General features: G+C 53.1%; 9 protein-coding genes. 5 read left to right on the forward strand and 4 right to left on the reverse strand.

Translation table 11 applies throughout. The features are described 5' to 3' along the window. Positions 1 to 169: 169 nt before the first annotated feature. Positions 170 to 1,189 carry an agmatine deiminase family protein gene (locus BUB94_RS06540; protein WP_073235294.1) on the reverse strand — a complete coding sequence of 340 codons (1,020 nt, stop codon included), beginning with the start codon at positions 1,187 to 1,189 and terminating at the stop codon, positions 170 to 172. 142 nt (positions 1,190 to 1,331) lie between these two features. Next, positions 1,332 to 2,198, reverse strand: coding sequence for a carbon-nitrogen hydrolase (locus tag BUB94_RS06545; RefSeq protein WP_073235297.1), 867 nt, complete (start codon positions 2,196 to 2,198; stop codon positions 1,332 to 1,334). Positions 2,199 to 2,260: 62 nt separating this feature from the next. Here BUB94_RS06545 and BUB94_RS06550 point away from each other — a divergent pair, with 62 nt between their 5' ends. Continuing rightward, the gene (locus BUB94_RS06550) at positions 2,261 to 3,661 is read left to right on the forward strand and encodes a carboxylesterase family protein (protein WP_112131790.1); all 1,401 of its coding nucleotides are present in this window, start codon (positions 2,261 to 2,263) and stop codon (positions 3,659 to 3,661) included. Positions 3,662 to 4,082: 421 nt separating this feature from the next. Here the strand turns inward: BUB94_RS06550 and BUB94_RS06555 are convergent, their stop codons facing one another. Both BUB94_RS06555 and BUB94_RS06560 read right to left on the reverse strand, forming a co-directional pair. Continuing rightward, entirely contained in the window at positions 4,083 to 5,198 is a 1,116-nt protein-coding gene (locus BUB94_RS06555) for an FISUMP domain-containing protein (RefSeq protein WP_073235299.1), read from the reverse strand. A 322-nt stretch (positions 5,199 to 5,520) separates the two neighbouring features. Then, a complete protein-coding gene (locus BUB94_RS06560) occupies positions 5,521 to 6,993 on the reverse strand; it encodes a DUF2914 domain-containing protein (RefSeq protein ID WP_249505503.1) in 1,473 nt (490 codons plus the stop codon). A gap of 123 nt (positions 6,994 to 7,116) precedes the next feature. Between BUB94_RS06560 and BUB94_RS06565 the strand changes: the two genes are divergently transcribed. The 4 genes from BUB94_RS06565 to BUB94_RS06580 all read left to right on the forward strand — a co-directional run bounded on the left by BUB94_RS06565 (position 7,117) and on the right by BUB94_RS06580 (position 12,622). Further along, complete coding sequence (locus BUB94_RS06565) at positions 7,117 to 8,811, forward strand: proline--tRNA ligase (RefSeq protein WP_073235305.1); 1,695 nt, start codon at positions 7,117 to 7,119, stop codon at positions 8,809 to 8,811. Positions 8,812 to 8,826: 15 nt separating this feature from the next. Further along, on the forward strand, positions 8,827 to 10,131 hold the full coding sequence (locus BUB94_RS06570) for an FKBP-type peptidyl-prolyl cis-trans isomerase N-terminal domain-containing protein (RefSeq protein ID WP_073159411.1): 1,305 nt from the start codon (positions 8,827 to 8,829) through the stop codon (positions 10,129 to 10,131). Positions 10,132 to 10,282: 151 nt separating this feature from the next. Further along, on the forward strand, positions 10,283 to 12,199 hold the full coding sequence (gene mnmG, locus BUB94_RS06575; protein WP_073159409.1) for a tRNA uridine-5-carboxymethylaminomethyl(34) synthesis enzyme MnmG: 1,917 nt from the start codon (positions 10,283 to 10,285) through the stop codon (positions 12,197 to 12,199). Between the two features lie 90 nt (positions 12,200 to 12,289). Then, a complete protein-coding gene (locus BUB94_RS06580) occupies positions 12,290 to 12,622 on the forward strand; it encodes a hypothetical protein (protein ID WP_073159407.1) in 333 nt (110 codons plus the stop codon). Positions 12,623 to 12,704 lie beyond the last annotated feature (82 nt).

Here is a 12,704-nt window from a genome sequence, read left to right on the forward strand (position 1 = left end):
AAATCTGAGAAACGTTCCTCTTTTTTTGGGGGGGGACGTTTTTTTTTGCTTTGCACAAACGTTCTGCATTTTCTACAAGTCCAAAAGAAAAAGCCTCTTGAATCAAGAGGCTTTTCTTACAGGTTGCAGTTTTTTTTCTGCGGCCCATATTTCAAAGAGTTCGCTTGAACTACGCGTTCTCGTGCTTGCTCATGCAGTGAAGGCTTCCGCCTTCTTCCAGTACGGTGCGGCTATCGATCGCAATAATCTTGCGATCGGGATAGACGCTCTGGAAATACTTCATAGCGACTGCATCGTTAGGAGACTTGTATTTGGGGAAAATCAATGCTCCATTTGCATAAATGAAGTTCATATAGCTTGCTGGCATGATTTCGCCGGTGGGCAAGGTGCGCTGGGGCGGCATGGGGAGGGTGTCGACCTTGGCGGAATCACCGTAGTGCTTTTTGAGCCAGGCTTCCAACAGGTACTTGGCTTCGGCGAGGATGGGGGCATTGGGGGACTTGCCTTCGGCCCAGCACATGACCACGCGGTCTTTTTCTACGAAGCGGGCGACGTTGTCGATGTGGCCGTCGGTGTGGTCGCCGTGAAGGCCGTGGGGGAGGACCAGCAAATCGCGGAGTCCAAAGGCGCTGCAGAGGGCCTTTACAACCTTGGGCAGGTCCTTGTCGGCGTTGCGGTTCTTGCCGATAAGGCAATCCAGGGTGGTGATGCCCAGACCGTCGCCGTTCACTTCGATGGCGCCGCCTTCAAAGATGTAGGGAACGCTCTTGACCAGCTTGGTTCCGGTCTTTTCGGCGATGGCTGCGGGAATCTTGTTGTCGAGAGTCCAAGGGGGGAACTTGGCGCCCCAGGCGTTGAACTGGGTTTCTACGATGACTTTCTTTTTGCCCTTCTGCATGAAGAACGGACCGTAGTCACGGATCCAGATGTCGTTGTTCTTGATGACCATGACGTTGGCCGGGTGCTTGCAGGAGGCCAGGATACTTTTTTCTTCGTCAGAGAAGAACTTCTGACTGGGGACAATGACGTTGACCGGCTGGAAATCGGTAATGGTCTTGATCAGCTTGAAATAGAAGGCGCGGATTTTTACGCCGCGTTCGCCGTTCCAGTTCTTGGGATTGTGGGGGAAGGCGAGCCAGGTGGCTGCCTGTTCTTCCCATTCAGCGGGATATCGAATAGATGTTGCCATAGAAAGGTGGTTAGTGGTTAGTGTTTAGTTGTTAGTGGCTTGTGATTAGTAGGAAGTAGGATGTAGGAAGCTCTTTTTTATTCGGGCGCGCTGGTGCGCGCGATTATATCACAGTCTACTTCCTACTGTTTACTGTCTACTGTTAATCCTCGCACCAGATTTTTAGGATGTCGCCGTACAGGTCTACTCGGCGGTCTCTGAAGTGCGGCCACCAGCGGCGATTGAATTCAGTTTCGCCCAGGTCGATTTCGACGATGGAGGCTCCCAGGAAATCGGTATCGCATTTCTTGATCAGGTAGCCATCGGGGGCTGCAACAAAGCTTGTTCCCCAGAAGGTCAGTTCGCCTTCGGTGCCGATGCGGTTTGCAGAAAGCACGAAGGTGCGGTTGGCGATGGCGTGGCCGCGCATGACGGTGGTCCAGCTGTCCTGCTGACGGGGGTAAAGTTCTGCGGGTTCGGATTTCATCCAGCCGATTGCGGTGGGGTAGATCAGAAGGTCTGCGCCCTTCAGGCTCATGATGCGGGCGGCTTCGGGGAACCACTGGTCCCAGCAAATCAGCACGCCGATCTTGCCGGCGGAAGTCTGGATGGGTTCAAAGCCGGTGTCGCCGGGGATGAAGTAATACTTTTCGTAGAAGGCGGGATCGTCGGGAATGTGGCTCTTGCGATAAAGGCCGGCGATGCTTCCGTCGCGTTCAAAGACAAAGGCTGAATTGTGGTAGATGCCGCGGGCGCGCTTTTCGAAGAAGGGGAACACCACGACGGCGTTCAATTCGCGGGCGATGTTCTGCCATTCCTGAACAAGGACGTCATCTTTTTCGATGGCCATGTCGAAGAAGTCGGCGTTTTCTTCGAAGGGGAAGTAGGGCGTGTGGAACATTTCGGGGAGGATGATGATATCGACACCCTGGCCTTTGAGTTTGCGGGCTTCGGCCTTGTACCATTCGTTGTTGGACTTGGTATCACCAGTCCACTTTCCTTGCAGAGTTGCGGTTTTAATCTTTGTCATACCTACAAATTTATGAAAATTTGTCTATATTTCCCGCCGAATTTTTAAGAAAGGAAGAGAATATGAACTATTTTTCATCAAAAACATGGGGCGTAGCCGCCGTTGCGCTCTCTATGTTGGTTCTTTCGACGTCTGCAACTGCCGCAGAACGCTATAAGGATCGCCAGTTCAAGGTCAAGAAGACTACTGACGTTAGCTTCGCTACCAAGGTGCCGCACCTCAGCTCCTATCATACCATTACGGAATCCCTGCTGAAGTACAATCAGGCTGCTTCAATTCTGAAGCAGGACCCCACGACGGTCGCCTACTTCTACAACAACGAAAATGATACCGAAAAGCGCGACCTGAAGCTGGACCTTTATGAACCGAAGGATGACAAGGCCAAGGATCGTGCCCTGGTGATCGTGAGTCATGGTGGTGCCATGGTGGCCGGAGCCAAGGACGATTTCGAACAGAAGTCCGTGAACTATTGCGACTCCCTGGCTGCCCGCGGTTACGTGGCCGCTTCCATTGAATACCGCCTGGGCGTAACCTTGACCGGTAAGGATAAGCAGCTCAGCATCGATAGCGTTGACTTCGCCCGCGCCGTTTACCGTGGCGTTCAGGACGTTCGTGCCGCCGTTCGTTACTTCCGTGCCAACGCCGACAAGTACGGCATCAACCCCGAACGTATCTACCTCCTCGGAAATAGCGCCGGCGCAATCATCTCCCTGGAAGATGTTTATGCCCGTACCGAAGATGATTTCCCCTCTTATATCAAGAAGAAGGGCGCTCCTGACCTGGGTCTCCTGGATGATTACGGTTCTGAGGGAAATCCCTTTGCCAACGGTGTGGTTGCCCTGTGGGGTGCCGTTCACAACCTGAAGATGATTGGTGACAACAAGACTCCGGTGCTCCTGATTCACGGCACCAAGGATGAAACCGTTTACTTCAAGACGGGTCGCCCCCTGAGCAATGTGGCCAAGGTGCTGCAGAACCTGATTCCTTCTGAATTGGGTGCCACTGTGGCTTCTTATGCCTTGGATTTGCACGCTCCCACTCTGTATGGCAGCTATGTGATTGACTCCCTGCTGACCAAGAAGAAGATTGAACATGAAACTTACTTTGTCGAAGGTGTTGCCCACGAATTCTACGATGACGATCCCAAGTACGAAAAGGAAGTGCAGAAGAGAGCCTTCGAGTTCCTTTACAAGCTGACCCAGAGCGAACCTGTGGTGGGTATCGAACGCAAGCCCATTATGCTTGCCCAGGCTTCTGCAATCCGCATGGGCGCAGGCAACATGAACTTCAGCGTTTCTCGCGGCAAGGACCTGCAGTATGCAGTTGTGGACCTTCGCGGTCGTGCAGCCATGAGCGGCAATGTTTCTGCCGGTCAGATGGTTGACCTGAGCTCCCTGAATAGCGGCGTGTATGTGCTCCGCGTGCAGGGTGAACGCGCTATCCGCTTCGGCCTGGGCAAGTAATCGGCCTGAACAAAATCAGCCCGAGTAAGTAATTGCTGCGGGCTCCCTCGGGGCTGTAGACCTCGGAATGGCGCAAAAAAACGGACTAAACTTTGCTTTGATGCAGGTTTAGTCCGTTTTGTTTTTATGGGTTTGATCCGCGAAAGAGTTCGTCTGACCTTTAATATTTAGGCTAAAATACTAAAAAATGGTCTAACCCAACAAAAATTAGGTTAGACCAAGTATCTAAGATACAGTTTTTAGGTAGGTAAATCTCAGATTATAATAGGGTGTGTTTTTTAGATAGTTATATTACATCTACACTTTGAAAGAACATAGCCTGTTTTTATTGATATTGGACAAAGATTCCCCCCTGCACGGTGTATCGCCGTGCCTTTTTTGTTTAAAATTTCTTGAATTTGGCCTGGATTATGTCAGGCGGCTAGTAATTCTTGACGCAGCGGATGTAAAGAATGTTCATTCTCTTAAAAGCACCAACACTCTTTCCGTAACTCACGTAATCATCATTAACAGACACCACGTTCGCCAATGAGTCATTCATTTCTTGAGGCAATACAAAATCAGTCAGCATCCAGCTGAGTTCATAGTCGCGCATGTCGAACAGCACGGACATGCCGAGCAGGTTCGCGCCGGTCTTGTCCGTTGTCCAGTTCGCCTTCGACGCCATGTCCTGGCCGGTGCCCTTCGCATAGTTTTCCCACTCGTAGCCGTTCATGATGTGCCACCCCTCCGGGCAGATGCCCTGGTGTATGCGGGTGTTGCCGCCGGTCGTATCCTTCCAGAGCACGGAATCGTACTTCGACGATATCCCCATCGCCTCGCTCCAAGTGTAGCGGCCGCCCCAGCCGTTCTCGCAGAACCACTCGTCGTTTAGCTCGCAGTACTTCTCCACCTTGCCGTCGTCCAGCCGGTGGACGCTCGAGTCAACCATCTCGCCGTAGTTCAGGTTCTGCGCGAAAACCTCGATGGAATCGTCTTCCACAAGTTTTCCATTCAAATCATACTTGTGGAGTATCAGCGTCGTGTACTTCTGGCCGTCACGCGGGTCCGTGAACTCGCTGAGTGTGCTGTACGGGTTTTCGAATTGGCGGTCCATGTTCGGGTAAACCTTGGGCTTGGGGGCACATATCGTAGAGTCAATATTCCACTCGAAATCCACACAACTAAAATACACCATGCACGACAAATCATCCACAAAGCTTAGAGTGTCACCACTTTCGCACATGTGGTAAACAAACGTACTGCTCGACGATGCCGCCCCGCTACTGCTAGACCCCCGGTCGGTGCCAGCTGCAACGCTCGAACTTGACAGCCGACCCTGAGACGAGCTCAGGGTGACATCCGCGGAGCTTGCGCCGTCGCTCGAGGAGCTATTCTTGGAAGTCTTCCCGCTGCTGGAGGCGGCGTCGAGGCCTTCGTCGTCGCTCGAGTTCACGGAAATTTCGTCGCTTGCGCCACTCCCGGAGTCGCCTCCGCAGGCGGTAAAGAACATGGTGGCGGCAACAAGGGCAAGGGCAAAAGGTAACAGTCGATTCATTTGTTCACTCCAAAGAAAGAAGATAGAAATTGTTGATGAGGCACGGTTCGAGCGACTCGATTTTGAAGCTGTTCTTGCGAGACTTGTTCTTTTTCTTGTTGTTTTTAGGCTATGTTCTATTAGAGTGTAGGACTGCCATTTTATGTTGAATTTACTGAAAAAATGGTCTAACCCAACAAAGATTAGGTTAGACCAAGTATCTAAGATACAGTTTTTAGGTAGGTAAATCTCAGTTTCTAAAAGGGTGTGTTTTTTAGATAGTTATATTACATCTACACTTTGAAAGAACATAGCCAATATTTATGTAGGGGAGTCAGGTTGATTACTGCAGGGTATCGCGGACGAAGGTGTCTTCGGGGGTGGCGTCAAAGACCTCGAACGCACCTGCGCCAATCACGGCGCCGTTCTTGTAGGCGATTTCTACGCGGTATTTGCCGGGGGGCGCGTTCTTCTTGCGAGAGAAACTGCGGAATCCGGTTTCGCGTCCACCGTTAATGACCATGCGGCCCGAAGAGATCTTGTCGGTCAGCTTGAACTTTTCGGTGGTGGGGTCTTCGTAGTACCAGCGGTATTCTATTTCGGCCTTGAGCTTGGCGGGGGCATAAACCGAGGCCAGGAAGTAGACTTCGTTGCCTTCTTGCTTATGGACGGTGGGGGTGCCCAGGCCGATCTTTTGCAGGAAGGTGGGTTCGTCCATGTCGCAGGTGTAGGTGGCCTTGTCAAAATTCTGGCAGGCCATGTGTTGCTTTAATACCAGGGGAACAGGCGGAACCCAGTTCATGAGGTAAGCAACCACCAGCAGGATGCTGATGAGGGCGGGTGCAATCAGGACGCCCCTGGAACGGCGGGAAATCTTCCAGATGGCGGTACAGATGCCGAAGGAAAGAAGTGTAGAGAGGAAGAACCATCCGAAACCGATGCTGTGAACCACATGGGGGATGGTGAAGTTCATGAACATGGTTCCCAGCAGGCAGAACAGCGCCAGGTTCAAGCCGAAACTTTCGTAATGCTTCTTGAGGAATTCGTTTCCGACCAGGAGAATTGCAAGTAAAATAACGAGGATGAAGGAGGCGATGGAACCGCTGCTCTTGAAATAGCAGACCACCAGGGCGCTGAACATGCCGCCGAAGAAGAACTGCAGGGCCCAAGTGAAACGGTCCTTCCAGACGGGACTCCATTCGCGGTCCAGGAAGTGGTGCTCTACGACGATGGCGTTCTGGGGGATGGCGGTACTTTCGTAGCCCACCTTGTCGGCCAGCTTCCCGGCGGCGTTTGCTGCGGCTCGGGCGGTGGCTCCGGCGGCGTTTGCTGCGGCATTTGCAGTTGCCTTGGCGGCAACTCCCGCGGCGTTTGCGGCTACACCTGCTGCATTTGCGGCCACTCCTGCTGCCATTTCGGCGGCCTTGCCCAGTTTGCCGGTGGGGGCGGCCTTGGCGGCAGTTGCGGGCTTGGGGGCTTCTGCCTTGATTTCGGCAGGGGGTTCAACCTTTGCTTCGGCCTTGCTGTCGGTTTTTGCAGTGCTTTTGGCGGCGGGCCTTACAGGCTGTGCGGCGGCAGCGGCTGCCAGGCGCTCCTTGGTCCATCCTTCAGGGTGTTCCAGGCGGGCAGACAGCAAAATGACCAGGATCAGGGCGCCGGTGTAGTAGGCCAGCAGAAACCACAGGTCCGAATCATCGATAGACATTCCCAGGGTAATGGAATCCCAGCCGAAACCGCCTAAAAAGGCGATTGCCGGGAAAAACTTCATGATTTTTTGAACGGAAGGCTTGTTGCGAACTTTATCTATAAATTCCATGGCCGAAAAAATACAAAATTGGCGGTGCCAAACCCTGACATTTAAAAAAATAGCTGTTGTAATATTGCTAAATTTTCGCCCGAAAAATTTGTCTTATAGTCCATACGGATTTAAAGGATCGTTATGAAACTCTCTAAGTACTTCTACGTCACGCTCCGCGAAACGCCCAGCGACGCTACCATGCCCAGCCACATCTTCCTGATGCGCGGCGGCTACATCAAGCCCGTTTCCACCGGTATCTATTCCATGATGCCCATGGGTTTCCGCGTGATCCAGAAGATCACCAACATTGTTCGCGAAGAAATGAACAAGATTGGCGGTATCGAAGTGGATCTGCCTGTGGTTCAGACCGCAGACCTGTGGAGCGAATCTGGCCGTTACCAGGCCATTGGCGAAGAACTTCTCCGCTTTAAGGATCGTAACAACCACAACATGGTGCTGGCCATGACCCACGAAGAAGCCATGACCGATATGGCTCGCTACGTGCTGAACAGCTATAAGCAGCTGCCTTTCATGCTGTACCAGTTCAAGACCAAGTACCGCGACGAAGCCCGTGCCCGCGGCGGTCTGATCCGCGTTCGCGAATTCCTCATGAAGGATGCCTACAGCTTCCACTCTTCTCAGGAAGACCTGGACAAGCACTACCAGGAAGAATATGACGCCTACCTCCGCATCTATCGCCGCGTAGGCATTGAACCGGTGGTGGTGCAGAGCGATACCGGCATTATGGGCGGTAAGGTTGCCCACGAATTCATGCTGGACACTCCCAACGGCGAAGACTACCTGATCCTCTGTAAGAAGTGCGGCTACCAGGCCAACCGCGAAATCGCAAAGTTTACCCGCGAAACCTACAAGGGCGACGCCAATGCCATGCCCGAAAAGGTTGAAACTCCTCACTGCCCGTCTATCGAAGAACTGAGCGCATTCCTGAAGATCGACCCCAAGTCCACTGCCAAGTGCGTGTTCTTCGACTTCGAAGGCAAGCTCATTACCGTCATGGTTCCGGGCAACCTGGACGTTTCCGAAATCAAGCTCCACAACCTGCTGAAGGCCAAGGAACTTTACCCGGCAGACGACGCTCTCATCAAGTCTTGCGGCATGGTGCCGGGCTTTGCTAGCCCCATCGGCGCACACGACACCCGCATCATCGTTGACGAAGCTCTGGCTGACGCTTGCGATCTCGTTATGGGCGCAAACGAAGAAAACTACCACTTGCTGCACTGCACCCCGAAGCGCGACTTCCCGGCATTCGAAGTGGCCGACATTGCCGAAGCTCAGGGCGGCTGCAAGTGCCCCAGCTGCGGTGGCGAACTTTCTGAAACCCGCGGTATCGAACTGGGTAACATCTTCAAGCTGGGCACTAAGTTCTCTGAATCCATGGGTGCCAAGTATCTCACTGCCGAAAAAACTACCGCTCCCGCCATCATGGGCTGCTATGGTATCGGTATCGGCCGCCTCATGGCTTCCGTTGTTGAAAACAGCCACGATGACTTCGGCCCCATCTGGCCCAAGTCCATCGCTCCCTTCCAGGTGGAAATCGTTCCCATCGGCAAGGAACCGGAACTGGTGGAACTTGCAGAAAAGTTCGAAGCAGAACTTGAAGCAAACGGCATCGACGTTCTCGTTGACGATCGTGACGAACGTCCGGGTGTCAAGTTCAAGGATGCCGACCTGTGGGGCAGTCCTGTCCGTATCGCTATCGGCAAGAAGGGTCTTGCAAACGGCGAAGTGGAATGGAAGTTCCGCAACGAAAAGGAATTCACCATGGTCAAGGTGGAAGACGTTGTCGCCAAGGCCAAGGAATATTTTGCTGAATAATTAGGAGATTACAAAATGAACATGAAAAAGTTTGCTCTGGGTGCCGCAGCCCTCGCTCTGGTTGCCTGTAATGAACAGGCTGCCAAGAAGGTTGTTGCCATCGATGCCAATTCTACCGACGACCAGAAGTTCGCCTATATGCTTGGTGCTCAGTTTGGTGGTCAGAACGCTACCTTCATTCCTCGCCAGATGGGCGAAGAACTGTACATGGACGCTGTGGTCCAGGGCGTACGCGACATGGTGAAGGCTTCTAAGGATACCAGCTTCAAGCCGCAGATGACCGATGATTCCCTGCAGGCAGTGGGTGGCCGTTACACAGCTATCGCCCGTAACCGTGCCCAGGCAACCCGCCCGGATAGCGCAACCTTCGCTTCTTTCGAAGGCGACCAGCAGAAGATGCGTGCCTGGATGGATTCTGCAACCAACGCCCTGCCTGTTGTTGCAGCCCAGGCTTCTACCGGTGCTAACGTTACCATTAACGCACAGTCCAGCGACAATGCCAAGTTCTCTTACCTGATCGGTATGCAGTTCGGTAACCAGCTGAACGCTATTGGTGGCCAGTTCGATACTTCTCTTGATGAAGACTACTTCATTCTCGGTATCAAGGAAGCTGCCGCCAAGGTGAAGGACTCGACCCTTACCCTCCAGCTGCCCCAGGATTCTCTGGCTGCAGTGGGCCAGCGCTACCAGCAGAAGGCTCAGGAACTCCGTCAGGCAGCCATGAAGAAGCAGCAGGAAGAACAGGAAAAGGTGAAGGCTGCCGTGGCTGAACTCCGTGGCGATACTCTCGCTAACGGCATGCCCAAGCTCATGAACTACAAGGTTCCTGTAACTGGTGTTACCGGTAAGTCTACCGACCTTTCTGACATCGCCGGCAAGTCTGCCCTGGTGTTCTACTTCTCTGCAACTTGCGGCCACTGCCAGCACGCTGCTCCCCAGATTCTCGACATCGCCAAGGAATTTGCTTCTACCGGCCTGACCACCCTGGCTGTTGCTAGCGGCGGAAACAACAAGGTTGGCATCCGTAAGTTCATGGACAACGCCAAGTGGGACGAAACCATTAACGTTGTGTGGGATGAAACCCGCGAATTCGGCGAACTCTATAGCGATGGCTACGTTCCCAAGGTCTACCTGGTGAACCCGGATGGTACCTACAAGCTGTACGGTTCCTTCGAAAGCGAAAAGGAAACTTTGAAGACCGAAATCGCTGCCTTGCTGAAGGGCACTCCGGTTGTCTGGACTGTCGAAGCTCCCAAGGCTGCCGAAGCTCCGGCTGAAGCACCTGCCGCTCCTGCAGCACCTGCTCCCGCAGCTAAGTAGTTTAGAGTTTAAAGGTTAAAGATTAAAGGTTAAAGGATTTGGCTGATTCTAATGAGCTCGATTCTTTAACCTTTATCCTTTCCGCTTTATCCTTTCCGCTTTAATCTCGCTTTAACCCTTATCCTTTCTGCGATCCGCTTTATCCTAACCTATGATTATTGCTGAATACGACGTTGTTGTGATTGGTGGCGGTCATGCCGGTATCGAGGCCACGCATGCTGCCTGGAAACTTGGCGTAAAGACGGCCATGCTGACTATGGAAATTGATGCCATCGGTCGCATGAGTTGCAACCCGGCTGTGGGCGGTGTGGCCAAGGGCCAGATCGTTCGCGATATCGATGCCTTGGGTGGCCTGATGGGCTTGCTGACCGATAAGGCCGGTATTCAGTTCCGCATGTTGAACATGAGCAAGGGGCCTGCCGTTTGGGGCCCCCGCGCCCAGTGCGACATGAAGTATTATAGCGAAGTGGCGAAGGAAGTGATTACGAACCTCCCGGGGCTGGATGTAATCGAAGGGGAACTGGCTGCCTTTGAACGTATGGCTGATGGCCGCCTGGAATTGACCTTGCTGGACGGCAAGCGTTACATTACCAAGTCTATCGTGGTGACGAGCGGAACCTTCCTGGCTTCTAAGATGTTTACCGGTCTGGATACCAGCATCGGTGGGCGAGTCGGGGAGCCTAGTTCCGACAAGCTTTCGGAATGCCTGGCCCGCGAAGGGGTGCAGCTCCGTCGCCTTAAGACGGGTACGCCTAGCCGCCTGGATCCGGATTCCATCGACTTTAACGAATGCGAAGTGCAGCGTGGTGACGATTCCCCGTGGCCCATGAGCGACCGCCACTTGGACAATGCCGTTCCCGGCCGCGATGCGAACTACTTCTGGGGCGACCCCAAGAACAGCTTTGTCCGCAACGATTGCGTCTGCTGGATTACCCGCACCAACATAAAGACTCACGATATTCTGCGTAGCGGCTTTAAGGATAGCCCCATGTTCAGTGGACGTATCCACGGCAAGGGCCCCCGCTATTGCCCCAGTATCGAAGACAAGATCAACCGCTTTGGCGACCGTGATGGCCACCAGCTGTTCCTGGAACCGGAACAGGCCGATATTGGTCGAGTGTATATCAACGGTTTCAGCTCCAGTCTGCCGGCGGATATTCAGCTCCAGGCCATTCATACCATTCCCGGTTTGACCCGCGCCAAGGTGCTGCAGATCGGTTATGCGGTTGAGTATGATTCCGTAGATGCGACCCAGCTTTACCCCACCTTTGAATGCAAGAAGGTGCCCGGCCTCTATTTTGCCGGCCAGGTTTGTGGCACCAGCGGTTACGAAGAGGCTGCTGGCCAGGGTTTGATGGCTGGTATTAATGCTGCCCTTAAAGTTAAAGGCGAAGAACCTCTGATTCTGGGCCGCTCCGAAAGCTACCTGGGCGTCATGGTGGATGACCTGGTGAACGTTCTGCTGGACGAACCCTACCGTATGTTTACCAGCCGTGCCGAATACCGTCTGTTCCTCCGCAGCGATAACGCCGAAGCCCGCCTCAAGGAAAAGGCCCGCAAGATCGGCATGCTGTCGGAATCCGACTTTGCCGACTGGGTCCGCCGTCAGGAACTGATGGCTACTGTAAAGGAACGTCTTGCAACTACCAGCGCCCTCCCCGAAGAGGCAAACAGCATTCTGGCCGAAGGTGGTCAGGCCCTGGCAACGGAACGTACCCGCTGGATTAACGTTTTGCGCCGCCCCGGCATCGACCCTGAAGTGTTCTTCAAGGTGGCTACTCCCGATTTGAACATTTCCCGCCGCGACCAGTGGTATATGTATGCCGAAGAGATTTATGCCGGTTTCTTCGACCGTCAGGCCCGAGAAATCGACGACCAGAAGAAGATGGAGTCTGTAAAGCTGTCTCCGGACCTGGATTTCATGCAGATTTCGGCCATCAGTATCGAAAGTCGTCAGCGCCTGAACGCCCAGAAGCCCCTCACATTGGGCCAGGCAAGCCGAATTCCGGGGGTCCGACCGGCCGATATTACGGTTTTGGCCCACTGGTTGGAGAATCGCTACGCCTAAAGAGGGATTTTTTGCTTTACAATCTTTGCTAAAAATCAAAAAATTACTACATTTGGCCCGACAATTAACAATATTTTCAAGAGGTATATCATGGCAGAAGAAAAAGTCGAAGAAGTTAAGGTTGAAGCTGCAGAAGCTGCAGAAGTTAAGGTAGAAGCTAAGGAAGAAGTTAAGGCTGCCGATAAGAAGAAGGCTCCCCGTAAGGGTGGCAAGCGCCCGTTCAACAAGAAGGGTGGTAAGTTCGGTGGCAAGCCGGCCGCTCCTAAGGCTCCCAAGGTATTCAGCGACTCTCTTGAAGATCGTTTCCCGGCTCTCGCTGCAAAGCTGAAGAAGCAGATCGAAGATGGTATCAAGCAGAAGATCAAGGACGCTCAGAAGGACCCGAAGGTTGCTGAAGCTTCCAAGAAGTTCGCTGATAAGTAATTCTTCTGAATCTCAAAAAATCTTGAAAGTGCCCCTGTCCTCGGATGGGGGTATTTTTTCTATATATGGGTCATAAAATCTA

It is taken from the genome of Fibrobacter sp. UWH9 (assembly GCF_900129715.1).
Taxonomy (GTDB): Bacteria; Fibrobacterota; Fibrobacteria; order Fibrobacterales; family Fibrobacteraceae; genus Fibrobacter.